General features: G+C 72.8%; 26 protein-coding genes. 15 read left to right on the forward strand and 11 right to left on the reverse strand.

Features of this window, described 5'->3' with window-relative positions:
* Positions 1-4: 4 nt before the first annotated feature.
* A complete protein-coding gene (locus FHS34_RS33025; protein WP_184972362.1) occupies positions 5-736 on the reverse strand; it encodes a ZIP family metal transporter in 732 nt (243 codons plus the stop codon).
* A gap of 91 nt (positions 737-827) precedes the next feature.
* Here FHS34_RS33025 and cobM point away from each other — a divergent pair, with 91 nt between their 5' ends.
* The 6 genes from cobM to cobC are packed head-to-tail and all read left to right on the forward strand — an operon-like array spanning position 828 to position 7,154.
* Positions 828-1,646: a precorrin-4 C(11)-methyltransferase gene (cobM, locus tag FHS34_RS33030; protein WP_184972364.1), complete on the forward strand. Its 819-nt coding sequence runs from the start codon at positions 828-830 to the stop codon at positions 1,644-1,646.
* A complete protein-coding gene (cbiE, locus tag FHS34_RS33035) occupies positions 1,643-2,875 on the forward strand; it encodes a precorrin-6y C5,15-methyltransferase (decarboxylating) subunit CbiE (RefSeq protein WP_184972366.1) in 1,233 nt (410 codons plus the stop codon). The genes cobM and cbiE overlap by 4 nt, the downstream gene beginning before the upstream one ends.
* Positions 2,872-4,563: a precorrin-3B C(17)-methyltransferase gene (gene cobJ, locus FHS34_RS33040; RefSeq protein WP_184972368.1), complete on the forward strand. Its 1,692-nt coding sequence runs from the start codon at positions 2,872-2,874 to the stop codon at positions 4,561-4,563. The genes cbiE and cobJ overlap by 4 nt, the downstream gene beginning before the upstream one ends.
* A 5-nt stretch (positions 4,564-4,568) precedes the next feature.
* Entirely contained in the window at positions 4,569-5,156 is a 588-nt protein-coding gene (locus FHS34_RS33045; protein WP_184972680.1) for a precorrin-8X methylmutase, read from the forward strand.
* Positions 5,153-6,070, forward strand: a complete 918-nt coding sequence (locus FHS34_RS33050) for a sirohydrochlorin chelatase (RefSeq protein WP_184972369.1) — start codon at positions 5,153-5,155, stop codon at positions 6,068-6,070. Before FHS34_RS33045 ends, FHS34_RS33050 begins: the two co-directional genes overlap by 4 nt.
* Positions 6,060-7,154: an Rv2231c family histidinol phosphate aminotransferase CobC gene (cobC, locus tag FHS34_RS33055; RefSeq protein WP_184972370.1), complete on the forward strand. Its 1,095-nt coding sequence runs from the start codon at positions 6,060-6,062 to the stop codon at positions 7,152-7,154. Before FHS34_RS33050 ends, cobC begins: the two co-directional genes overlap by 11 nt.
* A gap of 59 nt (positions 7,155-7,213) precedes the next feature.
* Here the strand turns inward: cobC and FHS34_RS33060 are convergent, their stop codons facing one another.
* Positions 7,214-8,068, reverse strand: a complete 855-nt coding sequence (locus tag FHS34_RS33060; RefSeq protein ID WP_184972371.1) for a helix-turn-helix domain-containing protein — start codon at positions 8,066-8,068, stop codon at positions 7,214-7,216.
* A gap of 113 nt (positions 8,069-8,181) precedes the next feature.
* Here FHS34_RS33060 and FHS34_RS33065 point away from each other — a divergent pair, with 113 nt between their 5' ends.
* Positions 8,182-8,778 carry an NADPH-dependent FMN reductase gene (locus FHS34_RS33065; protein ID WP_184972372.1) on the forward strand — a complete coding sequence of 199 codons (597 nt, stop codon included), beginning with the start codon at positions 8,182-8,184 and terminating at the stop codon, positions 8,776-8,778.
* Between the two features lie 27 nt (positions 8,779-8,805).
* Here the strand turns inward: FHS34_RS33065 and FHS34_RS33070 are convergent, their stop codons facing one another.
* The 5 genes from FHS34_RS33070 to FHS34_RS33090 all read right to left on the reverse strand — a co-directional run bounded on the left by FHS34_RS33070 (position 8,806) and on the right by FHS34_RS33090 (position 13,490).
* Positions 8,806-9,714, reverse strand: coding sequence for an SCO1860 family LAETG-anchored protein (locus FHS34_RS33070; protein WP_184972681.1), 909 nt, complete (start codon positions 9,712-9,714; stop codon positions 8,806-8,808).
* Positions 9,715-9,849: 135 nt separating this feature from the next.
* On the reverse strand, positions 9,850-10,941 hold the full coding sequence (locus FHS34_RS33075) for an amidohydrolase family protein (RefSeq protein ID WP_184972373.1): 1,092 nt from the start codon (positions 10,939-10,941) through the stop codon (positions 9,850-9,852).
* 79 nt (positions 10,942-11,020) lie between these two features.
* Positions 11,021-11,815: an amino acid ABC transporter ATP-binding protein gene (locus tag FHS34_RS33080; RefSeq protein ID WP_184972374.1), complete on the reverse strand. Its 795-nt coding sequence runs from the start codon at positions 11,813-11,815 to the stop codon at positions 11,021-11,023.
* Complete coding sequence (locus FHS34_RS33085) at positions 11,812-12,645, reverse strand: amino acid ABC transporter permease (RefSeq protein ID WP_184972375.1); 834 nt, start codon at positions 12,643-12,645, stop codon at positions 11,812-11,814. The genes FHS34_RS33080 and FHS34_RS33085 overlap by 4 nt, the downstream gene beginning before the upstream one ends.
* Positions 12,642-13,490, reverse strand: coding sequence for a transporter substrate-binding domain-containing protein (locus FHS34_RS33090; RefSeq protein WP_184972376.1), 849 nt, complete (start codon positions 13,488-13,490; stop codon positions 12,642-12,644). The genes FHS34_RS33085 and FHS34_RS33090 overlap by 4 nt, the downstream gene beginning before the upstream one ends.
* 137 nt (positions 13,491-13,627) lie before the next feature.
* Here FHS34_RS33090 and FHS34_RS33095 point away from each other — a divergent pair, with 137 nt between their 5' ends.
* From FHS34_RS33095 to thpD, 5 genes are all read left to right on the forward strand, one after another.
* A complete protein-coding gene (locus tag FHS34_RS33095; protein WP_184972377.1) occupies positions 13,628-14,728 on the forward strand; it encodes a pyridoxal-phosphate-dependent aminotransferase family protein in 1,101 nt (366 codons plus the stop codon).
* Positions 14,729-15,046: 318 nt separating this feature from the next.
* Positions 15,047-15,565 (forward strand): diaminobutyrate acetyltransferase, encoded by a 519-nt coding sequence (gene ectA / locus FHS34_RS33100; protein ID WP_184972378.1) that lies wholly within the window; start codon positions 15,047-15,049, stop codon positions 15,563-15,565.
* Between the two features lie 13 nt (positions 15,566-15,578).
* Positions 15,579-16,850 carry a diaminobutyrate--2-oxoglutarate transaminase gene (gene ectB / locus FHS34_RS33105; RefSeq protein WP_184972379.1) on the forward strand — a complete coding sequence of 424 codons (1,272 nt, stop codon included), beginning with the start codon at positions 15,579-15,581 and terminating at the stop codon, positions 16,848-16,850.
* A 32-nt stretch (positions 16,851-16,882) separates the two neighbouring features.
* On the forward strand, positions 16,883-17,287 hold the full coding sequence (locus tag FHS34_RS33110) for an ectoine synthase (protein ID WP_184972380.1): 405 nt from the start codon (positions 16,883-16,885) through the stop codon (positions 17,285-17,287).
* A gap of 5 nt (positions 17,288-17,292) precedes the next feature.
* Complete coding sequence (gene thpD / locus FHS34_RS33115) at positions 17,293-18,180, forward strand: ectoine hydroxylase (protein WP_184972381.1); 888 nt, start codon at positions 17,293-17,295, stop codon at positions 18,178-18,180.
* Between the two features lie 98 nt (positions 18,181-18,278).
* Here thpD and FHS34_RS33120 read toward each other — a convergent pair whose 3' ends face one another.
* From FHS34_RS33120 to FHS34_RS33130, 3 genes are all read right to left on the reverse strand, one after another.
* Positions 18,279-19,340, reverse strand: a complete 1,062-nt coding sequence (locus FHS34_RS33120; RefSeq protein ID WP_184972382.1) for an aminotransferase class V-fold PLP-dependent enzyme — start codon at positions 19,338-19,340, stop codon at positions 18,279-18,281.
* 95 nt (positions 19,341-19,435) lie between these two features.
* Positions 19,436-20,155 (reverse strand): DsbA family oxidoreductase, encoded by a 720-nt coding sequence (locus FHS34_RS33125; RefSeq protein ID WP_184972383.1) that lies wholly within the window; start codon positions 20,153-20,155, stop codon positions 19,436-19,438.
* 62 nt (positions 20,156-20,217) lie between these two features.
* Complete coding sequence (locus FHS34_RS33130) at positions 20,218-21,216, reverse strand: GlxA family transcriptional regulator (RefSeq protein WP_225817748.1); 999 nt, start codon at positions 21,214-21,216, stop codon at positions 20,218-20,220.
* A 50-nt stretch (positions 21,217-21,266) separates the two neighbouring features.
* On the opposite strand from FHS34_RS33130, the gene FHS34_RS33135 reads away from it, so the two are divergent.
* On the forward strand, positions 21,267-22,652 hold the full coding sequence (locus tag FHS34_RS33135) for an MFS transporter (protein ID WP_184972384.1): 1,386 nt from the start codon (positions 21,267-21,269) through the stop codon (positions 22,650-22,652).
* On the opposite strand, the gene FHS34_RS33140 is transcribed toward FHS34_RS33135, so the two are convergent.
* A complete protein-coding gene (locus FHS34_RS33140; RefSeq protein ID WP_184972386.1) occupies positions 22,630-24,159 on the reverse strand; it encodes an aldehyde dehydrogenase (NADP(+)) in 1,530 nt (509 codons plus the stop codon). The two genes, FHS34_RS33135 and FHS34_RS33140, sit on opposite strands and share 23 nt — an antisense overlap.
* Before the next feature lie 153 nt (positions 24,160-24,312).
* Between FHS34_RS33140 and FHS34_RS33145 the strand changes: the two genes are divergently transcribed.
* Together FHS34_RS33145 and FHS34_RS33150 are read left to right on the forward strand one after the other, a co-directional pair.
* Positions 24,313-25,086, forward strand: a complete 774-nt coding sequence (locus FHS34_RS33145) for an IclR family transcriptional regulator (protein WP_184972388.1) — start codon at positions 24,313-24,315, stop codon at positions 25,084-25,086.
* A gap of 39 nt (positions 25,087-25,125) precedes the next feature.
* Positions 25,126-25,611, forward strand: a complete 486-nt coding sequence (locus FHS34_RS33150; protein WP_184972390.1) for a GNAT family N-acetyltransferase — start codon at positions 25,126-25,128, stop codon at positions 25,609-25,611.
* Position 25,612: the final 1 nt, after the last annotated feature.

Raw genomic sequence — 25,612 nt, forward strand, 5'->3', positions numbered from 1 at the left:
GGGGTCAGCCGGAGATGCCGACCACCAGCCAGATGAACGCGGCGCCGGCCACCGTGCACAGCAGGGTGGAACGGGCCGGGTGCTCGTGGTGGGCCTCGGGCAGGATCTCGGCGGCGGCGAGATAGAGCAGTACGCCGCCGAAGAGGCCGAGATAGCCGCCGAGCACCGGCTCGGGGATGTGGAAGAAGGCCGTGGACAGCGCGCCCAGCACCGGTGCGCAGGCGTCGGCGACCAGCATCCCGATGGCCCGGCGGCGCGCGTTGCCGTACAGGCTGGTGATGGTGAAGGTGTTGAAGCCGTCGGCGAAGTCGTGGGCGATCACGGCGAGCGCCACGGCCGTGGCCATGCCGCCGCCCACCTGGAAGGCCGCGCCGATGGCCACGCCGTCCATGGCGCTGTGGCCCACCATCGCGCCGGCCGCCGCGAGCCCCACCTCGGGCGCCCGGTGGTGGTGTCCCTCGGCGCCGCCGTGCGCCGCCTGGCGCGCGGCCAGGGTGCGCTCCACCAGGTGGGCCAGCAGAAAGCCGGCCACGAAGAGCAGCAGGGCGGCGGGGACGCCGAAGATCTCGCGGTCGGCCGCGTGCAGTGCCTCCGGCAGCAGGTCCAGGCCGACCACGCCCAGCATCAGCCCGCCGGCCAGGCCCAGGACCAGGTGGCGGCGGTCGGTCACGCGCTGTGCCGTCCAGCCGCCGGCCAGCGTCATCAGGAACGCGCCGAGCGCGACGAAGACCGCCATAGGCCCTTGGTATCCGATGGACCGGCGTCCGCGCATATCCGACCGCAGCAGCCGCAGTACTCGTAGCACTTGTAGGAGAGGACCGATTCCCATGGCCGATGCCCCCACCGGCAAGGTGACCTTCGTCGGTGCCGGCCCCGGCGCCGCCGACCTGCTGACGTTCCGGGCCGCCCGGGCCATCGCCGAGGCCGACGTGGTGATCTGGGCCGCGAGCCTGGTCCAGGCCGAGGTGCTGGAACACGCCCGGGAGGGCGCCGAGATCCTGGACTCGGCGACGATGTCGCTGGAGGACGTCGTCGCCGTGTACCGGCGTGCGCGCGAGGAAGGGCTGAAGGTCGCCCGGATCCACTCCGGCGACCCGGCGCTGTGGGGCGGCACCCAGGAGCAGCTGGACCGCTGTCACGAGATCGGCATCGCGACCGAGGTCGTGCCGGGGGTGTCCGCCTTCTCCGCGGTGGCCGCGCTCGCGCAGCGCGAGCTGACGATCCCGGAGGTCGCGCAGTCCGTGGTGCTGACCCGGCTGGGCGGGGGCAAGACGCCGATGCCGCCCGGTGAGGAGGTGCGCGAGTTCGCCCGTCACGGCACCACGATGGCGGTCTTCCTGTCGGCGGCGCGCAGCGGGCAGCTGGTGCGGGAGCTGCTGGAGGGCGGCTACCCCACCGACACCCCGGTGGTGGTGGCGTACCAGGCGACCTGGCCGGAGGAGCTGGTCGTGCGGTGCACGGTCGGCACGCTGGAGGAGACGGTCAAGGAGCACAAGCTCTGGAAGCACACCCTGTTCCTGGTCGGCCCGGCCCTGGACGCGCGCGGCACCCGTTCGCACCTGTACCACCCGGGTCACTTCCACGGGTACCGCAAGGCCGACCCTCAGGCGCGGCGGGCCCTGCGTGAGCAGAGGGCGAAGAGTTGATCACGGTCGTCGGGACGGGGACGGGGGCGCCGGTCGCGGAGGACGTCCTCGCGGGGGCCGCGCTGGTCGTGGGCGGGCGGCGGCACCTGGACTCCGTGCGGGTGCCGGAGGGCGCCGGACGGATCGTGCTCGGGCCGCTGGCGCCCGCCCTGGACACCGTCGCGGAGTACGTCGGCAAGGAGCTGCCGGTCGTCGTGCTGGCCTCCGGTGACCCGGGGTTCTTCGGGATCGTGCGGGCGCTGGCCGAGCGGTTCGGTACCGGGCTGCTGGACGTACGGCCCGGGGTGTCCTCCGTGGCCACCGCCTTCGCCAGGATCGGGCTGCCCTGGGACGACGCGGTCGTGGTCAGCGCGCACGGCCGGGACCTGCGTACGGCGGTGAACGTGTGCCGGGCGCGGCCGAAGGTGGCCGTGCTGACCGGCCCGGGGGCCGGTCCCGCCGAGCTGGGCGGCGCGCTGCCCGGTGACCGGGTCCTGGTCGTGGCGAGCGCCCTCGGCGACCCGGAGCGGGAGCGCGTGGAGCGGGTGACGGCCGCCGAGGCGGCTTCCCGGGACTGGGGTACGGCGGTGAGCGTGGTGCTGTGCCTGGACGAGGCCCGGGCGCTCGGCGCGGTGCGTACGGTGGCCGGGGTGCCGCAGGCGCCGGACCGGTGGGCGCTGGACGAGGACGGGTTCACGCACCGGGACTCGATGATCACCAAGTTCGAGGTGCGGGCGCTGGCCCTGGCCCGGCTGGGGCCGCGCCTCGGCGACCTGGTGTGGGACGTGGGCGCCGGGTCGGGCTCGGTCGCGGTGGAGTGCGCGCGGCTCGGCGCGGCCGTCGTCGCCGTGGAGAAGGCCGCGGACGGGGTCGAGCGGATCCGTGCCAACGCGGACGCCCACGGCGTGGACGTGGACGTGGTGCACGGTTCGGCACCGTCCGCTCTGGCGGAGCTGGCGGATCCGGACGCGGTGTTCGTCGGCGGCGGGGGCCGGGAGCTGCCCGCCGTCGTCACCGCGTGCGCGCGGCGGGCCCGGCGGACGGTCGTCGTCGCCATGGCCGCGCTGGACCGGGTGCCGGCGGCGCGTGCGGCGCTGACGTCGGCCGGGTTCACCTGCGACGGGGTGCTGCTGCAGTCCTCGCGTCTGGCGCCGTTGCCGGGGGACGTGACCCGGCTGGCGGCGACCAATCCTGTGTTTCTGCTGTGGGGCGACAGAACCCCTGCCTCTAGTGAAGGAGTTGCCCAGTGATCGGCCTCATTTCCGCCACCGCGGCGGGAGCGGCGGCGCGGGACCGGCTGGCCGCGGCCTGGCCGGACCGTACGCGCGTGTACGAGGGTCCTGTCGGGGAGGCCGTGCGCGCCGCGTTCGCCGAGTGCGAGCAGGTGGTGTGCTTCCTGGCGACGGGGGCGGTGGTACGGCTGCTCGCGCCGCTGCTCGGCGACAAGGCGGCCGACCCGGGCGTGGTGTGCGTGGACGAGGGCGGCCGCTTCGCGGTGTCGCTGGTCGGCGGGCACGGTGGCGGGGCCAACGAACTGGCCCGCGAGGTCGGGGACCTGCTGGGCGCGGAGCCGGTGGTGACGACGGCGACGGACGCGGCCGGACTGCCCGGCCTGGACACGCTCGGGCTGCCGTACGAGGGATCGGTGGCCGTGGTCTCCCGCGCGCTGCTGGACGGCGAGCCGGTCGCGCTGGAGGCGGAGGTGGCGTGGCCGCTGCCGCCGCTGCCCCTCGCGGCCGAGGGGCGCTACACCGTGCGGCTCACCGACCGGGCCGTCGCGCCCGGCGAACGCGAGGTGCTGCTCAGGCCGCCGTCGCTGGTGGTCGGGGTCGGCGCGTCGAAGGGCGCGCCGGAGGCCGAGGTGCTGGGCCTGATCGAGGAGGCGCTGGCGGAGGCGGGGCTCTCGCCGAAGTCCGTGGCCCTGCTCGCCACCGTGGACGCCAAGGCCGGGGAGCCGGGCATCGTCGCCGCCGCCGAGCGGCTCGGGGTGCCCCTGGTGACGTACTCCGCCGAGGAGCTGGCCGGCGTCGCGGTGCCCAACCCGTCGGACGCGCCGCTCGCGGCCGTCGGTACGCCGTCGGTGGCGGAGGCCGCCGCGCTGGCGCAGGGCGGTGAACTCGTCGTCCCCAAGCGGAAGTCGGAGCGGGCGGACGGGCGGCCGGCGATGGCGACCTGTGCCGTGGTACGGCGTCCGGGGCGCGGGCGGCTCGCGGTGGTCGGGCTCGGGCCGGGCGCCCGGGACCTGCTCACCCCGCGCGCGGCGGCCGAGCTGCGGCGGGCGTCGGTGCTGGTCGGGCTCGACCAGTACGTGGAGCAGATCCGCGATCTGCTGCGGCCGGGCACCCGGGTGCTGGAGTCGGGGCTCGGCGCGGAGGAGGAGCGGGCCCGTACGGCGGTCGCGGAGGCCCGCAAGGGGCACGCGGTGGCGCTGATCGGCAGCGGGGACGCGGGCGTCTACGCGATGGCCTCCCCGGCGCTCGCGGAGGCGTCGGACGACATCGACGTGGTCGGGGTGCCCGGGGTGACGGCCGCGCTGGCCGCCGGGGCGATCCTGGGCGCGCCGCTGGGCCACGACCATGTCTCCATCAGCCTGTCCGACCTGCACACGCCGTGGGAGGTCATCGAGCGCCGGGTGCGCGCGGCGGCCGAGGCGGACCTCGTCGTCACCTTCTACAACCCGCGGTCGCGGGGCCGCGACTGGCAGCTGCCGAAGGCGCTCGGCATCCTCGCCGAGCACCGCACGCCGGCGACGCCCGTCGGCGTCGTCCGCAACGCGTCCCGGCCGGACGAGTCGAGCCGGGTCACCACGCTCGCCGCACTGGACCCGGCGACGGTCGACATGATGACGGTCGTGACCGTGGGCAACACCGCGACCCGGGACATCGCGGGACGCATGGTGACCCCGCGCGGCTACCGCTGGCAGGAGGAGCCGAAGTGAACCGTGTGGCCCGTGTGGTCCATCCCATCGAGCAGGAGTCCTACCGGCGGCTGCGCACCCGCCTGGACACCTCGCACTTCCCGCCGCTGACCCGGGCGGTGGTGGAGCGGGTCATCCACTCCGCGGCCGACCTGGAGTACGCGACCGACCTGGTCATGGCCGAGGACGACCTGGTGAAGGCGCACGCCGCGCTGCACGCCGGGGCGCCGGTCGTCGTGGACGTCGAGATGGTCGGCGCCGGCATCACGCGCCGGGAGACCGTCTGCCGGCTCGGGGACGCCACGGCCGGCCCCGGACTGACCCGTTCGGCGCACGGGATCCGGCTCGCCTACGAACAGGTCGGGCCCGGCGCCCTGTGGGTGATCGGCAACGCCCCGACCGCCCTGGAGGAGCTGCTGACCCTGGACGCCTCCCCCGCGCTCGTCATCGGCCTGCCCGTCGGCTTCGTCGGCGCGGTCGAGTCCAAGGAGGCGCTGCGCGCGAGCGGGCTGCCCGCCGTGAGCAACGTGTCCGAGAAGGGCGGGTCGGCGGTCGCCTCCGCCGCGCTCAACGCCCTGCTGTATCACCCCGTTTCGTCTGAGGAGACCCCGTGACCACGCCGCCCGCCCTGCTGATCGCCGGACACGGCACCCGTGACGACGCCGGAGCCGAGGCGTTCCGCGACTTCGTCCGGGAGCTGGGCCGCCGCCACCCCGAGCTGCCCGTCGCGGGCGGCTTCATCGAGCTGTCCCCGCCGCCGCTGGGCGAGGCCGTCACCGAGCTGGTCGAGCAGGGGGTGCGCCGGTTCGCCGCGGTGCCGCTGATGCTGGTGTCCGCCGGGCACGCCAAGGGTGACATCCCGGCCGCGCTGGCCCGCGAGAAGGAGCGGCACCCGGGCATCTCGTACACCTACGGCCGCCCGCTGGGCCCGCACCCGGCGCTGCTGAACGTGCTGGAGCGGAGGCTGGACGAGGCGCTGGGCGACCTGGACCGCTCGGAGGTGACCGTGCTGATGGTCGGGCGCGGCTCCACCGACCCCGACGCCAACGCCGAGGTGTACAAGGCCGCCAGGCTGCTGTGGGAGGGCCGCGGGTACGCCGGGGTGGAGACGGCGTTCGTGTCGCTGGCGGCGCCGGACGTGCCGAGCGGCCTGGACCGGTGCGTGGCGCTGGGGGCGCGCAGGGTCGTCGTCCTGCCCTACTTCCTGTTCACCGGGATCCTGCCGGACCGGGTGCGGCGGCAGACCGAGGAGTGGGCCGCCGCGCACCCGGGGACCGAGGTGCGGTCGGCCGATGTCATCGGGCCCGAGCCGGAGCTGCTGGACCTGGTGATGGAGCGGTACGCGGAGGCCGTCAAGGGCGATCTGCGGATGAACTGCGACTCGTGCGTGTACCGGATCGCGCTGCCGGGCTTCGAGGACAAGGTCGGGCTGCCGCAGCAGCCGCACTTCCACCCGGACGACGACGGTCACCACCACGGGCACGGGCACCACCATCACGGGGGGCACTCGCACAGTCATGCGCACTGAGGACACCGGCGCGGCCGGGCTGGATCTGCGGCATCACGGGGACGCCGAAGTGCGGGACGACGGGGCCGAGTTGGTGGACCTCGCCGTCAACGTCCGCGCCGACACGCCCCCGGCCTGGCTGCGGGAGGAGATCGCCGGGTCCCTGTCGTCCCTCGCGGCCTACCCGGACGGGCGGGCCGCGCGGGCGGCGGTGGCGGCGCGGCACGGGCTGCCGGTGGAGCGGGTGCTGCTGACGGCGGGGGCCGCGGAGGCGTTCGTGCTGCTCGCCCGCGCGTCGAAGGTGCGCCGGCCGGTGGTGGTGCATCCGCAGTTCACGGAGCCGGAGGCCGCGCTGCGGGACGCCGGGCACACCGTGGAACGGGTGCTGCTGCGGGAGGAGGACGGGTTCCGGCTGGATCCGGCGGCCGTGCCGGAGGAAGCCGATCTGGTCGTGATCGGCAACCCGACCAATCCGACGTCGGTGCTGCATCCGGCGGAGACGGTCGAACGACTGGCCCGGCCGGGGCGGACGCTGGTGGTGGACGAGGCGTTCATGGACGCCGTGCCGGGTGAGCGGGCGGCGCTGGCCGGGCGGACCGACGTGCCGGGGCTGGTCGTGCTGCGCAGCCTCACCAAGACGTGGGGGCTGGCCGGGCTGCGCATCGGGTACGTGCTGGCCGCGCCCGAGGTGATCGCCGAGCTGGAGCGGGCGCAGCCGCTGTGGCCGGTGTCCACGCCGGCGCTGGCCGCGGCCCGGGCGTGTGTGGCGCCGCGGGCGCTGGCCGAGGCGGGGCACGCGGCGCACCGCATCTCCGCGGACCGGGCGTATCTGGTGGCCGGGCTGGCGTCGTTCGCCGACCGGGGGGTACGGGTGGTGGCGCCCGCGGAGGGGCCGTTCGTGCTGATCCGGGTGCCGGACGCGGCCGGGGTACGGCGGCGGTTGCGCGACCTCGGCTACGCGGTGCGGCGTGGGGACACGTTTCCGGGGCTCGGTGCGGAGTGGGTACGGGTGGCCGTGCGGGACCGCGCGACGGTGAACGCCTTCCTGAAGGCCCTGTCGGCGGCCCTCACTCCGCCCACCGCCCCACCCGTCCCGCCTGGCTGAGAGGCCGGACTACGGGCACACCACCGCCCAAGAGCCCGAGCCCTGCGCGGCCGAGGCGGTTACGAGATCGCTCTGAGTCTCGGGCGTTCCCGGAGGCGGGCGATGGCCGTCTCCGTCTCCTCGTCGGCCGGGAGGAACACCACGATCTGCTGGGCGTCCGCCGGGACGTCCAGCGTCTCGCGGGTGAGCCGGAGTCCGGGGCCCGCCGGGTGGTTCAGCCGGAGTGTTCCCCGCCGCGGCACCACATGCCGGTTCAGGCGGCTGGTGAAGTCGGGGCCGGCCACGGGGGCCAGTTCCGCGCTGAGCCACTCGGAGTTCTCGACGGACGGGCCGAGCCACAGGTCGAAGGCCTGCTCGTCGGCGACGTCGTCCCAGTCGGCGAAGAACGCGCGGGCGCGCGGATCGGTGAAGACGTACCGGGTGAGGTTCGGGACGCCGTCGCCGTCGCCGGCGTGGGCGTGGGCGTCGAGCAGCCCGGTGCCGCCGGTCAGCGTCGCGTAGCCGGTGGTGTGGGCGAGGATGTCGCCGAGCCGGTTCGTGACCACGGCGATGCCCGGTTCCAGCAGGTGCAGGGTCCGCAGGACCGAGGGGCGGACGTCCCGCCGGGGCGGGGCCGGGCGGGCGTGCGCGGTGCACTCGCCGCCGGTGATCTTCGCGAGGTAGCGCAGATGGCCGCGCTCCGCCGCATCGAGGCTGAGCGCGTCCGCGAGGGCGTTGATCACCGCGATCGAGGGGTTGCGGTCCCTGCCCTGCTCGATCCGGGTCAGGTACTCGACGCTGATCCCGGCCCGCGCGGCCAGGTCCAGCCGGCGCAGTCCCGGCGACCGGCGGCGGCCGCGCTCCGGCAGCCCCAGCGTCTCCGGCTGGATGCTGTCGCGCTTGGTCCGGACGAAGTCCCCCAGTGGTGTGCCCATGGGGCGAGGGTAGTGGGGCCCTCCGGCTCCGGTGGAGGGCTCAGCGTGGCCCTGCGGGGGCCAGCCTGAGCCCGGCCTGGCTACCGGGAGCCCGGGGCTCGATCGTGGTCGGCATGGAGAACACCACGCACAAGCTGCTGATCATCGTCGGAAGCGTCCGGGAGGGCCGGTTCGGTCCGGTCGTGGGCTCATGGGTGGCCGAACAGGCCCGGACCCACGGCGGGTTCGAGGTGGACGTCGTCGATCTCGCCGACATCGAACTGCCGTTGGCGCTGCCGGCCGCCCCGCCGAAGTTCGCCGGCGCCGGCTACCCCCGGCCCGCCGGGATGGCCGCGCTGACCTCGGCCCTGGAGGAGGCCGACGCGTTCGTCGTCGTCACCCCGGAGTACAACCACAGCTACCCCGCCTCCCTGAAGGCGGCCATCGACTGGCACTTCACCCAGTGGACGGCCAAGCCCGTCGCGTTCGTCAGCTACGGCGGCGCGGCCGGCGGCCGGCACGCCGTCCTGCACCTGGAGAACGTGCTGAGCGAACTGCACGCGGTGACCGTCCGCGACGGACTGGCCTTCCCGAACTACTTCACCGCCTGGCAGGACGGCGAGCCGCTCGACACCGAGGCCCCGGGGTACGCCAAGGCCCTGCTGGACCAGCTGGCCTGGTGGTCCGCCACGCTCCGGGCGGGCCGGGAGGCCGCTCCCTATCCGGGGTGACGCCGGACGGGAGCGGCCGGGGGGACGTCAGCCCTTGCGGCGGCGGGCCACCGTCACCGCTCCCCCGCCGGCCAGCAGCAGGGCCAGCGCGCCGCCCGCGAGATAGGGGGTCGCCGAGCTGCCGCCGGTCTCCGCGAGGTCGGCCTGGGCCGGGGCGCCCTGCGGGCGGACGTCGGCGGCCGGGTCGTGGCTCGGCACCGGCTTCCCGGTGGGCGGGACCGCCGGGGACTCACAGGTGGCCCTGGCCAGGGTGACGGTGCCCTCGACGTCGGCCACGTTGAGCTTCAACGGGTTGACGGAGACCTTGAGTTCGAGGGCGGTGGCGGCGGCCGTACGGGTCGTGGTGGTGCGCTGGGCGAGGTCGAGGCGGACCTCGCCGACGCCGGGGACCTTCACCTCGGTCGGGCCGCCGGCGGTGAGCGTGACACGCTTGCCGAGGACGGTGACGGTGCCGAGGACGTCCGCGGCGGCGGCCGGTGCCCTGCCGGCCTCGCAGGTGGCCTTCGCGGTGATCGTCTCGGCCTCGATCAGGGACAGCAGGGGCAGGCCGGGGACGTGCAGCTTGGCGTGGGCGAGCCGGACCGAGCCCTCGGCGCGCTTCGCCGTGACGGTGGCCCTGGCCTCGGCGACGTCCGCGCCGAGGACGGTGAACGGCTTGCCGCCGTTGATGCCGTCGAGCCGGGCGGAGAGCGCGGTTCTGTCGGCGCTGTGCGGTGCCTGGACCTCGTTCAGGGTGACCGCGAGCGGGACGTTCACGGTCTTGTCGAGCAGGGACACGTCGAGCCCGGTGCGCAGGACGACGGCGGATGCGCGGCCGTGCGCGCCGGTGGCGTGCGCCGCGCCCGCGCCCAGGACCACGGGCGCCGCGGTGAGGGCGGTGACCGTCGCGAGGGCGGCGAGGCGGCGTGCGGGCATACGGAAGTTGTTGCTGTTCAAGGCGGTGGGACCCCCCAGACGGGACATGCTTGGGACCCGTCAACCTTGTACGCACTGCGGGTGAACGGTCAGCGTTCCTGGGTCACTTCACTCAAACGTGGATAATCAGCACGCCGATTCGAATCACGGGCACATCTACTCGATGACATGTCCGTTGAGCACCACCCGTCGCGGCGCCGCGAGCACCCGTACGTCCGCCCGGGGATCGGCCTCGTACACCACCAGGTCGGCCGGGGCGCCCTCCTCCAGACCCGGCCGGCCGAGCCAGGCGCGGGCGCCCCAGCTCGTCGCCGAGAGGGCCTCGACGGGCGGAATGCCGGCCGTGACCAGCTCGGCGACCTCCTCGGCGACCAGGCCGTGGGCGAGCGAGCCGCCGGCGTCCGTGCCGACGTAGACCGGAATGCCCGCGTCGTAGGCGCCGCGGACCGTGTCGTAGCGCCGCTCGTGCAGCCGGCGCATATGGGCCGACCAGCGCGGGAACTTCTGGTCGCCGCCGTCCGCGAGCCGGGGGAAGGTGGCGATGTTGACCAGGGTGGGGACGATCGCGACGCCCCGCTCTGCGAACAGCGGGATCAGGTCCTCGGTGAGGCCCGTCGCGTGCTCGACGCAGTCGATGCCCGACTCGACCAGGTCGCGCAGGGAGCTCTCGGCGAAGCAGTGGGCGGTGACGCGGGCGCCGAGCCGGTGGGCCTCGGCGATGGCCGCCCGCACCGCCTCGCGGGGCCAGCAGGGAGACAGGTCGCCGAGGTCGCGGTCGATCCAGTCGCCGACCAGCTTGACCCAGCCGTCGCCGCGCCGGGCCTCCTGGGCGACGTACGCCACCAGGTCGTCGGGCTCGATCTCCCAGGCGTAGTTGCGGATGTAGCGGCGGGTGCGGGCGATGTGCCGGCCCGCGCGGATGATCTTCGGGAGGTCGTCCCGGTCGTCGACCCAGCGGGTGTCGGAGGGCGAGCCCGCGTCGCGGATCAGCAGGGTGCCGGCCTCCCGGTCGGTGAGTGCCTGCTTCTCGGCGGTCTCCGCGTCGACCGGGCCGTGCGCGTCGAGGCCCACATGACAGTGGGCGTCGACCAGGCCGGGCAGCGCCCAGCCCTCGACGGTCCGGACGTCCCGGGCACCGGCGGGGCGGTCGTAGGAGACCCGGCCGCCCACCACCCACAGTCCGTCACGGACGTCGTCCGGCCCCGCCAGGACCCGGCCCTTCACGTGCAGCACCGTGCGATCGCTCATGTACCGCACCTTAGGGCCTCCCGTTCGGACCGTGCCGGGCCCGGGGGCCCGGTCCGCACGAGAGGCCCTGGTGAGCGGGCTACTCGCCGGACTTCCCCACCTGGTCGGAGGTCTCCTCCTCCACCTCGGCCATCGCCGGGTCGAGGAGGCGGGAGAGGAAGTGCCGGGTGCGTTCGTGCTGCGGGTCGCCGATGACCCGCCCGGGGCTGCCGTCCTCGACGACCACACCACCGTCCATGAAGACGACCCGGTCGGCGACCTCGCGCGCGAAGGTCATCTCATGGGTGACGACCATCATCGTCATGCCCTCCCGGGCGAGCATGCGCATGACGGCGAGGACGTCGCCGACCAGCTCGGGGTCGAGGGCGGAGGTCGGCTCGTCGAAGAGCATCACCTCGGGGCCCATGGCGAGCGCGCGGGCGATGGCCACGCGCTGCTGCTGGCCACCGGAGAGGGAGGACGGGTAGGCGTCCGCCTTCTCCGAGAGGCCGACCCGGGCCAGGTTCTCGGCAGCGATCCGCGCGGCGGCCGCCTTGTCCCGCCCGAGGACGCGGCGCTGCGGCAGCGTCAGGTTCTCGGTGACGCTCAGGTGCGGGAAGAGGTTGAACTGCTGGAAGACCATGCCGATGCGGCGGCGTACGGCGTCGATGTCGACGTCCGGGTCGGTCACCTCGGTGCCGCCGACGAAGACCTGGCCCTCGGTGGGCTCCTCCAGCAGGTTCACACAGCGCAGCAGCGTCGACTTGCCGGAGCCGGAGGGGCCGATGACACAGACGACCTCGCCCTGGCCGATCTCCAGGTCGATGCCGCGCAGCACCTCGTTGTCGCCGAAGGACTTGTGCAGTCCGCGTACCTCGATCTCGGGGCGGCTCACCGGATCGCCTCCTGGGCCTTGGACTCCATACGGCGGACGACGAAGCTGAGCGGGACGGTGACCAGCAGGTAGCACAGGCCCGCGACCAGGATCGGCGTGGAGTTGGCGGTCGTACTGGCGAGGTCCCGGCCGAACTTGGACAGTTCCCGCTCCTCCAGGGTGACGCCGAGGAACAGCACCAGCGAGGAGTCCTTGAAGAGCAGGACGAGTTCGTTGGTGAGCGGCGGCAGGATGATCCGGAAGGCCTGCGGAATGATGATCGAGACCATCGCCTTCGCCGGTGAGAAGCCGAGCGAACGGGCCGCCTCCATCTGCCCCTTGGGCACGGCCTGGATGCCGGCGCGGATGGTTTCGGCCATGTAGGCGGCCGAGACCAGGCCGAGCGCGAGGGCGACCTTTCCATAGGTCCCGCCCGGGATCTCCGTCCCCGGGAACGCGAGCGGGACGGCCACGCCGACGAAGATGAAGATCAGCAGCGCGGGCAGGCCGCGGAAGATCTCGATGTAGACGCCCGCCAGCCAGCGGTACGGGCCCACGGAGGACAGCCGCATCAGCGCGATGACCATGCCGAGGACGAGTCCGACGACGAAGCCGGACAGCGTGTACAGCACGGTGTTCTTCAGCGCCAGCGTGATGACGTCCGGGAACATCTGCTTGGCGATGTCGGCCTGGGCGAACTGGTTCTGCAGCCGGTCCCAGTCCGCCGAGACCGCGAACGCGATCACGGCGGCGGCGAAGACGGCGTACTGCACGCCGCGCGACAGGCTGCGCTTCTGGCGCCTGGTCAGTCCCTTTTTCTTCGGCTGGAGGTCTACGTCCGTATCGGTCATGAGGCGGCGGGAGAGGCGACGGAGGCGTCGTACGGGCCGATCCACTGCTCGTAGATCTTCTTGTAGGTGCCGTCGGCCTTGGCGGTCTTGAGCGCCTTGTTGACGGCGTCCAGCAGCGCCTTGTTGCCCTTCTTCACGGTGAAGCCGTACTGCTCACCGGTCTTGAGGTTGTCGACGACCTTGAACTTGTCCGCGTTGGCCTTGTCCTTCAGCCAGCCCTGGACGACCGGGTAGTCGATGACGACGGCCTGGACCTGGCCGGTGCGCAGGCCGTTGAGGACGGCGTCGGAGGACTCGAAGGAGATCGGGTCGTAGCCCTTGCCCTTGACGTAGTCCTCGCCGGTGGTCTGTGCCTGGGCGCCCAGCTTCTTGCCCTTGGCCTTGACGTCGGCGAGCGAGTTCACGCCGCTGCTCTTGTCGACCAGGACGGCCTGGGTGGCCTCGAAGTACGGGTCGGAGAAGTCGACGTTCTTCTTGCGCTCGGCGGTGATGGTCATGCCGGCGGCGGCCAGGTCGCACTGCCCGGAGTTGAGGAAGGCGCCGGTCTTGAAGTTCTCGAAGGGCGTGTCGAGGATCTGCTGCTTGACGCCGAGGTCCTTGGCGACCAGGTCGATGAGGGAGACGTCGAAACCCTGCACCTTGCCGTCGATCTCCGACTGGAACGGCGGGTACGGCAGGTGGGTGCAGGTGGTCAGCTGACCGGCCTTGGCGAGGTGGACGCCCTTGACGGTGGTCTTGCCGCTCCCCGAGTCGCTGGAGGAGCAGCCGGCCACGACGAGCACGAGCGCGGCGGTCGTGGTGGTGGCGGCCAGAAGGCGGGCCCGGCGCCCTGCGAGCGTTTTCATGGGGAGATCTCCTGTGGGGAACTGTGGCTTCCGATTATAAGGAAGGGTTTGAGTCTCTCAAATCAAACCCATGGTTACGAAGCCTTTCGACCTAAGATCGGTGGAGCCGACCCTCCGAGAGCGAAGAGAGCACCGCCGTGACCCACCCCTTCCTCGACCTGCCCCCGCTGAGTGCCGAGCGCTTCGCCGCCATCGAGGACGCGGTGGCCCGGCTGCTGGACACCCGGCAGGACGTCCTGATCACCCAGGGCGAGGCACTGCTGCCGCTGGAGGGCGCGATCCGCGCGGCGGCCGGTCCGGGCACGGTGGCCCTGAACGTGATCACGGGCCCGTACGGCCAGACCTTCGGCAACTGGCTCCGGGACGCCGGCGCCACCGTGCACGACCTCTCCGTCCCCTTCCACACGGCGGTGACGGCCGAGGAGATCCGCGAGGCGTTCGCCCGGTATCCGGAGATCGACTTCGTGTCGCTGGTGCACGCCGAGGCGGCGACCGGCAACACCAACCCGGTCGCGGAGATCGGCGAGGCGGTACGGGAGCAGGGCGCCCTCTTCTACCTGGACGCGGTGGCCTCCGTGGGCGCGGAGCCGGTGCTGCCGGACGCGTGGGGCGTGGACCTGTGCGTGATCGGAGCACAGAAGGCGATGGGCGGCCCGGCGGGCGTTTCGGCGATCTCGGTGAGCGAGCGGGCGTGGGCCCGGATGGCCGCCAATCCGAACGCCCCGCGCCGGTCCTACCTCTCCCTCCTGGACTGGAAGGAGCGCTGGACCGACGCCGGCCGCAAGGCGCTGCCGCACGCTCCGGCGCAGCTGGAGATGCTGGCGCTGGAGGCGTGCCTGGAGCGGATCGAGTCGGCCGGCCCGGAGACGGTGATGGCCCGGCACCGCAGTGCCGCGCTGGCCACGCGGGCCGGGGCGGTGGCGCTGGGCGGGGGCCTGGAGCCGTATGTGCGCCAGGAGCGGGACGCGGCACCGGTCGCCACGACGCTGCGGGTGCCGTCCGGTGCGGTGGCCTCGGAACTGGTGGCGCGTGCGCTGTCGAGCGACCCGGCGCTGCCGCTGGCGGCCGGTGGCGGCGCCCTGGCCAAGGAGATGATCCGGGTCAACCACTACGGGCCCGACGCGACCCCGGGCGCGGTGCAGGGTTCCCTCGCGGCACTCGGCACTGCTCTCGCCGAGAAGGGTCTGACGGTGGATCCGGCCGCCGCCCGCCGGGCCGCGGAGGACGCCTGGCGTTAGGGCCTTGTTTCCCGGGGGCCGCGCCCCGGGAAACCTTCCGCCCGGAGAACCGGCGAACACCGAATTCAATTCACTTTCACAATTCCCGCCAATTTCCCGTACGATAGCTTCCCGTCTTCTTCTGCCCGCTTTTTGCAGGGCTAAACGGGGGAGTTTTCCGGCAGATTTCCCGGGCGCTTCCGGCTGTGACACACTCCACAGCGGGGGCGATTTGCCCCCATTTTCCATAGGGCAAGGCGGACATTTCACTCAGTCGCTGGAGCAGTGCCGCGTCGACTCCCGTGCATTTTCGAATTTGCCTCGCTAAATTCGTGCCGCATGACTGCCGCACCCGCAGACCTTCTCATCGACCGACCGGCGATGACCGACGGAGCCTCGCTCTGGCGTCTCGCCAAGGACTCGAAAACCCTCGACCTGAACTCTTCGTACAGCTATCTGCTGTGGTGCCGGGACTTCGCCGGCACCTCGGCGGTGGCGCGCGGTGCGGACGGAGAGCCGGTCGGCTTCATCACCGGCTATGTGCGACCGGACCACCCCCGGACACTGCTCGTCTGGCAGGTGGCCGTCGACTCCGCCCACCGGGGTCACGGCATCGCCGCAAAGCTGCTGGACGGACTGACCGCACGGCTCGTCACCGAGCGCGGCATCACGGAGGTGGAGACCACCATCACCCCCGGCAACACCGCCTCCGAGCGCCTGTTCACCTCGTTCGCCGCCCGGCACGGCGCACAGGTCGAGCGCGAGGTGCTGTTCGGCGCCGAGCTGTTCCCGGACGGCCCGCACGACCCCGAAGTCCTGTACCGCATAGGCCCGCTGACCGACTCCACCCCCCACTGAGGAGCGAATCACCGTGACCATCACCCAGCCCGACCTCAGCGTGTTCGAGACCCTCGAGTCCGAGGTGCGCAGCTACTGCCGCAACTGGCCCACCGTCTTCGACCAGGCGCGGGGCAGCCGGATGTACGACGAGGACGGCCATGCGTACCTCGACTTCTTCGCCGGTGCCGGCTCACTCAACTACGGCCACAACAACCCGGTGCTGAAACGGGCGTTGCTCGACTATCTGGAACGGGACGGCGTCACGCACGGCCTCGACATGTCGACCACGGCCAAGCGGACCTTCCTGCGGACCTTCCAGGATCTGGTGCTGCGTCCGCGTGATCTGCCGTACAAGGTCATGTTCCCGGGCCCGACGGGGACCAATGCGGTGGAGTCGGCGCTGAAGCTGGCGCGGAAGGTGAAGGGACGCGAGGCGATCGTGTCGTTCACCAACGCCTTCCACGGCATGTCGCTGGGCTCGCTCGCCGTGACCGGCAACGCCTTCAAGCGGGCCGGAGCGGGCATTCCGCTGGTGCACGGCACGCCGATGCCGTTCGACAACTACTTCGACGGCCAGGTCGCGGACTTCCTGTGGTTCGAGCGGCTGCTGGAGGACCAGGGGTCGGGCCTGAACAAGCCGGCCGCGGTGATCGTGGAGACCGTGCAGGGCGAGGGCGGCATCAACGTCGCCCGGCCCGAGTGGCTGCGCGCGCTGAAGGAGCTGTGCGAGCGGCAGGACATGCTGCTGATCGTCGACGACATCCAGATGGGCTGCGGCCGTACCGGTGCCTTCTTCTCCTTCGAGGAGGCGGGCATCACCCCCGACATCGTCACGGTGTCGAAGTCGATCAGCGGCTACGGGCTGCCGATGTCGCTGTGCCTGTTCGCGCCGGAGCTGGACGTGTGGGAGCCGGGCGAGCACAACGGCACCTTCCGCGGCAACAACCCCGCCTTCGTCACCGCCACCGCCGCGCTGGAGACGTACTGGACCGACGGCTCGGCCATGGAGAAGCAGACCCGCACCCGCGGCGAACAGGTCGAGCAGGCACTCGTCTCCATCACCGAGGAGAACCTCGCCGACGTCAAGGAGTACCGCGGCCGCGGCCTGGTCTGGGGCCTGGAGTTCCACGACAAGGCACGCGCCTCACGGGTCGCCCGGCGCGCCTTCGAGCTCGGACTGCTCATCGAGACGTCCGGCCCGGAGAGCGAGGTCGTCAAGCTGCTGCCCGCCCTGACCATCACGCCCGACGAGCTGGACGAGGGTCTCAGCGTCCTCTCCCGCGCCGTCCGCGAAACCGTCTGAACCGCCCGCATCGCAAGGAGGAGACACAGCACGTGATCGTCCGATCGTTCAAGGACATCGAAGGCACCGACCGGCACGTCAAGGCCAAGTCGGGGACCTGGGAGAGCAAGCGGATCGTCCTCGCCAAGGAGCGGGTCGGCTTCTCCCTGCACGAGACCATCCTGTACGCCGGGACCGAGACGTCGATGTGGTACGCCAACCACATCGAGGCCGTCGTCTGCACCAGGGGCGAGGCCGAACTCACCGACCACGAGACCGGCGAGACGCACACCATCACGCCCGGCACCATGTACCTCCTCGACGGGCACGAGCGGCACACGCTGCGTGTCAAGGAGGACTTCCACTGCCTCTGCGTGTTCAACCCGCCGGTCACCGGACGGGAGGACCACGACGAGAACGGCGTCTACCCGCTGCTCACCGAGCCCGAGGAGGTGTGACACCCATGACCACTGTCACCGACCTGTACCCCACCCGCGGCGCCGGCGAGGTGACCGTCCCCCGCCAGGACCCGGTCGTGTGGGGTTCCCCGGACGCGCCCGGCCCGATCGCGACGGCCGACCTCCAGTCCTACGAGCGCGACGGCTTCCTCGCCGTCGACCAGCTGATCACCCCGGACGAGGTCGAGGTGTACCGGCGTGAGCTGGAGCGGCTGGTCACCGACCCGGCGATCCGCGCCGACGAGCGCTCCATCGTCGAGCCGAAGTCCAAGGAGATCCGCTCGGTCTTCGAGGTGCACCGGATCAGCGAGGTGTTCGCGAAGCTGGTGCGCGACCCGCGCGTGGTCGGCCGCGCCCGGCAGATCCTCGGCTCGGACGTGTACGTCCACCAGTCCCGGATCAACGTCAAGCCGGGCTTCGGCGCGAGCGGCTTCTACTGGCACTCGGACTTCGAGACCTGGCACGCCGAGGACGGCCTGCCGAACATGCGCACGGTGTCCGTCTCGATCGCGCTGACCGAGAACCTCGACACCAACGGCGGGCTCATGATCATGCCCGGCTCGCACAGGTCCTTCCTCGGCTGCGCCGGGGAGACGCCGAAGGACAACTACAAGAAGTCCCTCCAGATGCAGGACGCGGGCACGCCGTCGGACGAGGCGCTGACCAAGTTCGCCAGCGAGCACGGGATCCGGCTGTTCACCGGCCGGGCCGGTTCGGCGACCTGGTTCGACTGCAACTGCATGCACGGCTCCGGCGACAACATCACGCCGTTCCCGCGCAGCAATGTCTTCATCGTCTTCAACAGCGTGGAGAACACCGCCGTCGAGCCGTTCGCGGCGCCGGTGCGGCGGCCGGACTTCATCGGGGCGCGGGACTTCACTCCCGTGCGGTGAGCCGATGACGGCGTCCGGCGCTTCGCCCCGGTGAAGCGCCCGTGAGCCACCGGGCCGGGGCCTCCTCGTGTGGGACGGGAGGCCCCGGCCCGGTCGTGTCAGCCGGACAGGGCGTCCAGCAGGCGGTCCACGTCCGCGGCCGTGTTGTTGACGTGGAAGGCCGCGCGCAGGTTGCCCGCGCGGTCGGAGACCTCGATGCCCGCCTCGCTCAGGGCGGGCTGCCGGGAGCCGAGCCCGGGGACCGAGACGATCGCCGAGCCGGGTGCGGGCACCGGCTCGTGGCCGAGGTCGGCGAGACCCGCGCGGAACCGGTCGGCGAGGGCGACGTCGTGGGCGTGGATCGCCGGCACGCCGAGTTCCTCGACGAGTTCCAGGGAGCGGCGCAGGCCGGCGAAGGTGAACAGGGCGTGGGTGAGGTCGAAGCGCCGCGCGGAGCGGGCGAGTTCGGCCACCGGGCCGTAGCAGCTGTCCCACGGCCGCTCGGCCGCGACCCAGCCCGCGAGCAGCGGGGACAGTCCGCCGAAGTCCTCGGGCACGGTGAGGAAGGCCGCGCCGTGCGGGCCCAGCAGCCACTTGAAGGAGACGCTCGCGGTGAAGTCGTACGCGCCGGCGTCCATCGGCAGCCAGCCGGCGGCCTGGGAGAAGTCGACGTAGGTGCGGGTGCCGTGGGCGCGGGCGGCCTCGCGCAGGGCGGACAGGTCGGCGACCCGGCCGTCGGCGGACTGCGCGGCGCTGACCGCGACGAGTGCGGTGCCCGGCCGGACGGACTCGGCGATCCGTTCCAGCGGGACGGTGCGGACCTTGAGGTCGCCGCGGACGTGGAACGGGTTGAGCACGGAGGTGAAGTCGTCCTCGGCGGTGAGGACTTCGGCACCCGCGGGCAGCGAGGCCGCGATCACGCCGGTGTGCGCCGCGACCGAGGCGCCCGCGGCGACCCGGGTGGCCGGGACGCCGGCGAGCCGGGCGAACACGGCCCGGCTCGTCTCCACGTCCTCGTACAGCGGGGTCAGCGGCCGGCCCTCGGCCCGCAGCAGTGCCGCCTCCTGGAGGGCGGCGACGGTGCGGGCCGGCAGCAGGCCGTTGCTCGCGGTGTTGAGATAGATGCTCTTCGGGCGGAACTCGGCGCGGACGAGGCTGTCGAACGTCTCCGTGGTGTCCATGGGTCCACTCTGCGTCCCAGGGAACTACCCGTCCATTGCGATTCTTTACGTGGTTTCCCTTAGGAACGCTTATACGACCTCGCCGACCTGCGGTTTCAGTGGTTCTGCGGGACCGCGCACCCGTCCGGGCCGCAGGCTTCGGTGTCACCCCCGCCGACCAGCCGCAGCGGGGAGCGGTCGCCCCAGGCCTGGGTGAGCGCCTGGGTGAAGACCTCGGCGGGCTGGGCACCGGAGACGCCGTACGCCCGGTCGAGGACGAAGAAGGGCACCCCGTTCGCGCCGAGCTGGGCGGCCTCCCGCTCGTCGGCGCGGACCGCGTCGGCGTAGGCGTCCGGGTCGGCGAGCACCGCGCGGACGGCCCCCTCGTCCAGTCCGGCCCCGACGGCCAGCTCCACCAGGCGTTCGTCGCCCTCGGTGAAGACGGACCGCTCCTCGGCGAAGTTGGCCCGGTAGAAGGCCTGGATCAGCTGGTCCTGCCTGCCGTGCTCCTTGGCCAGGTGCAGCAGGCGGTGCATGTCGAAGGTGTTGCCGTGGTCGCGGTCCCGCGTGCGGTAGTCCAGGCCCTCCGCGGCGGCCTGGGCGCCCAGGTTGTCCTCGCCGGCCTGGGCCTGCGCCTCGCTCATGCCGTACTTCCTGGTCAGCATGGTGATCACCGGCTGGACGTCGCCCTTGGCGCGATCCGGGTCCAGCTCGAAGGAGCGGTGCACCACCTCGACCTCGTCGCGGTGCGGGAAGGCAGCGAGCGCCTTCTCGAAGCGGGCCTTGCCCACATAGCACCAGGGGCAGGCGATGTCGCTCCAGATCTCGACGCGCATGTCTTCGGCTCTCTCCAGGTCGTACGGGTGCGGGGGCCTTCCCCCCGCCGATGCGTGAACGTTCAAGCAGGCTGCTTCATTCCCGCGGCGGACGCGGCCGTGTGCCTGCTGAACTGGGCGCGGTAGGCGCTCGGGGTGAGGCCGGTGCGGCGGACCAGGTGGGCGCGGAGCGAGTCTGCGGTGCCGAGACCGCTGGCGGCGGCCACCTGGTCCATGGGCAGCCGGGTGGTCTCCAGCAGTTCCCTGGCGCGCTCGATGCGCTGGTGCAGCAGCCACTGCAGCGGGCTGACCCCGCTCTCCGCGTGGAAGCGCCGGGTGAGGGTGCGGACGGAGACCCCGGCGTGCCGGGCCAGGTCGGTCAGGGTGAGGGGCTTGTCCAGGTTGCGCATGGCCCAGCCGCGGGTGTCGGCGCAGGCGGTGCCGCGCTCGGGCGGCAGCGGGGTCCGGGTGAACTGGGTCTGGCCGCCGGGCCGGACCGGCGCGACCAGGGCGAGCCGGGCGACCTCGTTGGCGACGGCGGCGCCGTAGTCGGTGCGGATGATGTGCAGGCACAGGTCGATGCCGGCGGCGTAGCCGGAGGAGGTCAGGAACTGGCCGTCCTGCGCGTAGAGGACATCGCCCCGGACGTCGACGTCGGGGTGGCGGCGGCGCATCTCCTCGGCGTGTTCCCAGTAGGTGGTGGCCTTGCGGCCCTTGAGCAGGCCGGCCTCGGCGAGCGAGAAGGCGCCGGAGCAGATGGAGGCGATGCGTACGCCCGTCGCGGCGGACTCGCGCAGGGCCTCCAGGACCCGCGGGTCCGGGGCGAAGGGCTCGCCGGTGCCGGCGACGATCACGGTGTCCGCCTCCCGCAGGGCCTCCAGGCCGTGCGGCACATGGAGCGCCAGCGCGCCGGTGGTGGGCACGGGCCCGGGGTCGGGCGCGCAGATCACCACCTGGTAGCCCGGCTCTCCGTCGACCCGCACCTTGTCGAACAGCAGCTCGGGGATGGCGAGGTTGAACATCGACACGGGCGGGGACGCGACGACCGCGACACGCAGCATGGCCAGAACCTCCGGATGCATGGCATTCAGGTCACTACTGTACGCCGGGAAAGATCAGCAGCATGGGGGGCATGTCAACGAACAGCACCACGCGCACACCACAACTCCCCTCACAATCAACTGATTTGGCGCCGCCCAGCAGCACTCCCACCCTGGTCGCCGCCGTGCTCGGCTTCGCGCTGATCACCCTCGACGCCTCCGTGGTGACCGTGGCCCTGCCCTCGATCGGCTCCGCGCTCGGGGGCGGGCTGTCCGGGCTGCAGTGGGTCGTGGACTCCTACACGCTGGTCTTCGCCGCCCTGATGCTGTCCACCGGGGCCTTCGCGGACCGGGCCGGGGCGAGTCGGGCCTACGCCCTGGGCATCACGGTGTTCGCGCTCGCCTCGGCCGCCTGCGGTCTCGCGCCGGACCTCCCGGCGCTGATCGGCGCGCGGGTGGTGCAGGGCGCGGCGGCGGCCGTCGTGCTGCCCGCCTCGCTGTCCCTGGTGCGGCAGGCCTGCCCCGACCCCGGGCGGCGGGCCGGGGCCGTGTCCCTGTGGGCGGCCGGCGGCTCGGTCGCGGTGGCGCTGGGCCCCGTGGCGGGCGGCGCGCTGACCACGGCCTGGGACTGGCGGGGGATCTTCTTCATCAACCTGCCGCTGGGTGTCCTCGCCCTGCTCCTGCTGCTGCGGGCGCCGCGTTCGGTCCGCCGGCCGGCGCCGCTGGACGTACCCGGGCAGCTGACGGCCGTGGTCGCCCTGGCCGCCCTGACGTTCGCGGTGATCGAGGGCGGCGCGACGGGCGCCGCGGCCCTCGCCGTGGCCGTGGTGGCCGGCGCCGTGTTCGTGCGGATCGAGGGCAGGCAGCCGCATCCGGTCGTTCCGCTCGGGCTGTTCCGGGACCGGGCGGTGCGCGTGGCGGTCGCGACGGGAGCCGCGTGCAGCGTGGCGTTCTACGGGACGGTGTTCGTCTTCGCCCTCTTCTTCCAGCAGGTGCAGGGCCGTTCGGCGCTGTTCGCCGGGCTGATGTTCCTGCCGATGTCCGGACTGATCCCGGTGACGAACGTGGTGTCCGGGAAGCTGGCCGGACGGTACGGCCCGCGCCTGCCGATGCTGGTGGGGCAGACACTGACGCCGGTGGGCCTGCTGGGGCTGCTGTACGTCGACGCCGGCACGTCCGCCGTCGTGGTGGCCGTGCTCCTCGTGCCGATGGCGCTCGGCTGCGCGCTGACCGTCCCGCCGTTGACGGCGGTGATGATGGACGCCGTGCCGGCCGAGCGGACCGGACTGGCGGCCGGGGTGCTCAACGCGGCACGGCAGGTGGCCGGCGGACTGGGCATCGCGGTGTTCGGGGCGCTGGTGAACGACGGCTTCGAGGCGGGGTTGCGGGCGAGCCTGGCCGGCTCCGCGGCCCTGTTCGCCCTGACGCTGTTCCTGAACCGCCGCCCCCTGGGCCCTACCGCTGCAACGCCCCGTTGAACCGCCGCGGAAGGCCCAGCGGGTTGTCGTCCCGCAGCTCGGCCGGCAGCAGTGCCTCGGGCGCGTTCTGGTAGACGACCGGCCGCAGCCACCGTTCGATGGCCGTACCGCCCACGGAGGTGGACGTGGAGGTGGTCGCCGGGTACGGCCCCCCGTGGTGCTGGGCCGGTGCCACGGCGACACCGGTCGGCCAGCCGTTGACCAGCACGCGCCCGGCCAGCGGGGTCAGCTCGGCGAGGAGCTCCGGGCCGCGGCCGCGGCCGGCGGCCTCGTCCGAGGACAGCTGGACCGTCGCCGTGAGGTTGCCCGGCAGCCGCGACAGGACGGTCCTCGCCTCGTCCTCGTCGGCGTAGCGGGCCACCACGGTCACCGGCCCGAAGCACTCCTCCAGCAGCAGGTCGTACGCGCCCTCCGCGGCCAGCCGCTGCGCCGGCACGGTGAGGAAGCCCGCGCTGACCGCGTGCTCGCCGCCCGCGCCCGGGGTGACCGGGGAGTCCACGTCCGGGAGCTGCGCGCGCTCGGCCACGCCCGCGAGGAAGTTGTCCCGCATGCGGTGGTCCAGCAGCACTCCCGCGTCGGTGTCGCTGACGGCGTCGGTCAGGGACTTCACCAGCCGGTCGCCCGCCCCGCCGGACGGCACCAGCACCAGGCCGGGCTTGACGCAGAACTGGCCGACGCCGAGGGTCATCGACCCCGCGAGGCCGCCGCCGATCTCCTCGGCCCGCTCGGCCGCGGCGGCCTCGGTCACCAGGACCGGGTTCAGCGAACCCAGTTCGCCGTGGAAGGGGATCGGCACCGGGCGCGCGGCGGCGGCGTCGAAGAGGGCCCGTCCGCCCCGTACCGAACCGGTGAAGCCCGCGGCGGCGACCAGCGGGTGCCCGATCAGCCCGACGCCCGCCTCGAACCCGTGCACCAGCCCGATCACGCCCTCGGGGATCCCGTGTTCGGCGGCGGCCCGGCGCAGCACCTTGGCGACCAGCTCGGACAGGGCCGGGTGGTCGGGGTGGGCCTTGACGACGACCGGGCAGCCCGCGGCCAGCGCGCTCGCGGTGTCGCCGCCGGCGACGGAGAAGGCGAAGGGGAAGTTGGAGGCGGAGTAGACGGCGACGACGCCGAGCGGCACCTTGTAGCGGCGCAGGTCCGGGACGGGCGGGGTCGCCGTGTCGTCGGGGTGGTCCACGACGACGTCGAGGAAGGCGCCCTCGTCGACGATGCCGGCGAAGGACCGCAACTGGTACGTCGTACGGGCGAGTTCGCCGGTCAGCCGGGCCGGGCCGAGCGCCGTCTCGGCGTCGGCGGTCTCCACCAGGCCGTCCCGGGCCGCGTCCAGGCCCGCGGCGGCGGAGCGCAGGAAGGCGGCGCGGACCGCGCGGTCGGCGAGGGCGCCGCGCGCGGCGTGGGCCGCCCGGACGGCCTCGTCCACTTCCTCGGCTGTGGCCTCCACCGCAACCTGTTCACGCTGCTTCCCGGTGCGCGGGTCGACACTCCAGACTGGTGCTGCTGCCACCGCGGGTCCCTCCCATAAAAGGCCGCACTGTCCCAGAACTATCCGGTTCACCCATCAGTCGCGTTCGATATACTGAACACTGTCTCTGATGATGAATACGCTGCTCGGAGACTATATATCTCAGGTCCTCGTCGAACGAAGGGGTCAAGGGCGATGACGGCAGCCGACGCAGGGGGCGGGGCGCAGGTCAAGTCCGCGGTACGGACCGTGGAACTGCTCGAATATTTCGCCGGACGGCCCGGTATGCACTCCCTCGCGGCCGTGCAGGAGGCCGTGGGCTATCCGAAGTCCAGTCTGTACATGCTGCTGCGCACGCTGGTGGAGCTGGGCTGGGTGGAGACGGACGCCACGGGCACGCGATACGGCATCGGGGTGCGGGCGCTGCTCGTGGGCACGTCGTACATCGACGGCGACGAGGTGGTGGCCGCCGCCCGCCCGACCCTGGACCGGCTCTCCGACGACACCACGGAGACCATCCACCTGGCCCGGCTCGACGGCACCAACGTGGTCTACCTGGCCACCCGCCAGTCCCAGCACTACCTGCGGCCCTTCACCCGGGTCGGCCGCCGGCTGCCGGCCCACTCCACCTCCCTCGGCAAGGCGATCCTGGCCAGCTACCCGGACGAGCAGGTGCGCAAGCTGCTGCCGGAGACGCTGCCCGCGCTCACCGAGAACACCCTCACCGACCGGGAGGAGCTCATCGAGGAGCTGCACCAGGTCCGGGAGCAGGGCTTCGCCGTCGACCGCGAGGAGAACACGCTGGGCCTGCGCTGCTTCGGTGTCGCCATCCCCTACCGCACGCCCGCCCGGGACGCCATCAGCTGCTCGGTCCCGGTGGCCCGGCTGACCCCGGCGCACGAGCAGATGATCAAGGACGCGCTGTTCGACGCGCGGGACCGGCTGACGCTGGCGACGCGCAGGCTCTGAGCTCTCCGGAGCACGGGTCCGGATCGTAGGCTCGGAGCCATGGAGATCGCGCTGCGGGCCGTCCGGGACAGTGACCTGCCGGAGTTCCACCGGCAGATGACCGACCCGGAGGCCGCCCGGATGGCCGCGTTCGGCCCGGCGGACCTCGGCGGCCCGGGCGCCTTCCGGGACTACTGGAAGCGCCTGCGGGACACCTCCCACGTGCTGCGCACGGTCGTGGCCGACGGGACGGTGGCCGGCACCGCGGCGGTCTACGGCGTGGCCGGCGAGCGCGAGGTGACGTACTGGATCGACCGTGCGTACTGGGGCCGGGGCGTGGCGACGGCCGCGTTGCGGGCCCTGCTCGCCGAGGTTCCCGAACGGCCGCTGTACGCGCGTGCGGCGGCCGACAACGCCGGCTCGCTGCGCGTGCTGGAGAAGTGCGGGTTCCACGAGACCGCCCGGGCGCGGGGGTTCGCCGACGCGCGCGGGCGTGAGATCGAGGAGGTCGTACTCATCCTGGAGGCCCGGACCGGCGGTCGGTGAG

It is taken from the genome of Streptomyces echinatus, from assembly GCF_014203595.1.
Classification (GTDB): domain Bacteria; phylum Actinomycetota; class Actinomycetes; order Streptomycetales; family Streptomycetaceae; genus Streptomyces; species Streptomyces echinatus.

Excerpts from the sequence above, each read along its gene's own strand:
- FHS34_RS33025 (WP_184972362.1), bottom strand. The coding sequence starts at position 736 with ATGGCGGTCTTCGTCGCGCTCGGCGCGTTCCTGATGACGCTGGCCGGC.
- cobM (WP_184972364.1), top strand. The coding sequence starts at position 828 with ATGGCCGATGCCCCCACCGGCAAGGTGACCTTCGTCGGTGCCGGCCCC.
- cobC (WP_184972370.1), top strand. The coding sequence starts at position 6,060 with ATGCGCACTGAGGACACCGGCGCGGCCGGGCTGGATCTGCGGCATCAC.
- FHS34_RS33060 (WP_184972371.1), bottom strand. The coding sequence starts at position 8,068 with ATGGGCACACCACTGGGGGACTTCGTCCGGACCAAGCGCGACAGCATC.
- FHS34_RS33065 (WP_184972372.1), top strand. The coding sequence starts at position 8,182 with ATGGAGAACACCACGCACAAGCTGCTGATCATCGTCGGAAGCGTCCGG.
- FHS34_RS33075 (WP_184972373.1), bottom strand. The coding sequence starts at position 10,941 with ATGAGCGATCGCACGGTGCTGCACGTGAAGGGCCGGGTCCTGGCGGGG.
- FHS34_RS33085 (WP_184972375.1), bottom strand. The coding sequence starts at position 12,645 with ATGACCGATACGGACGTAGACCTCCAGCCGAAGAAAAAGGGACTGACC.
- FHS34_RS33090 (WP_184972376.1), bottom strand. The coding sequence starts at position 13,490 with ATGAAAACGCTCGCAGGGCGCCGGGCCCGCCTTCTGGCCGCCACCACC.
- ectA (WP_184972378.1), top strand. The coding sequence starts at position 15,047 with ATGACTGCCGCACCCGCAGACCTTCTCATCGACCGACCGGCGATGACC.
- thpD (WP_184972381.1), top strand. The coding sequence starts at position 17,293 with ATGACCACTGTCACCGACCTGTACCCCACCCGCGGCGCCGGCGAGGTG.
- FHS34_RS33120 (WP_184972382.1), bottom strand. The coding sequence starts at position 19,340 with ATGGACACCACGGAGACGTTCGACAGCCTCGTCCGCGCCGAGTTCCGC.
- FHS34_RS33125 (WP_184972383.1), bottom strand. The coding sequence starts at position 20,155 with ATGCGCGTCGAGATCTGGAGCGACATCGCCTGCCCCTGGTGCTATGTG.
- FHS34_RS33130 (WP_225817748.1), bottom strand. The coding sequence starts at position 21,216 with ATGCATCCGGAGGTTCTGGCCATGCTGCGTGTCGCGGTCGTCGCGTCC.
- FHS34_RS33135 (WP_184972384.1), top strand. The coding sequence starts at position 21,267 with ATGTCAACGAACAGCACCACGCGCACACCACAACTCCCCTCACAATCA.
- FHS34_RS33145 (WP_184972388.1), top strand. The coding sequence starts at position 24,313 with ATGACGGCAGCCGACGCAGGGGGCGGGGCGCAGGTCAAGTCCGCGGTA.
- FHS34_RS33150 (WP_184972390.1), top strand. The coding sequence starts at position 25,126 with ATGGAGATCGCGCTGCGGGCCGTCCGGGACAGTGACCTGCCGGAGTTC.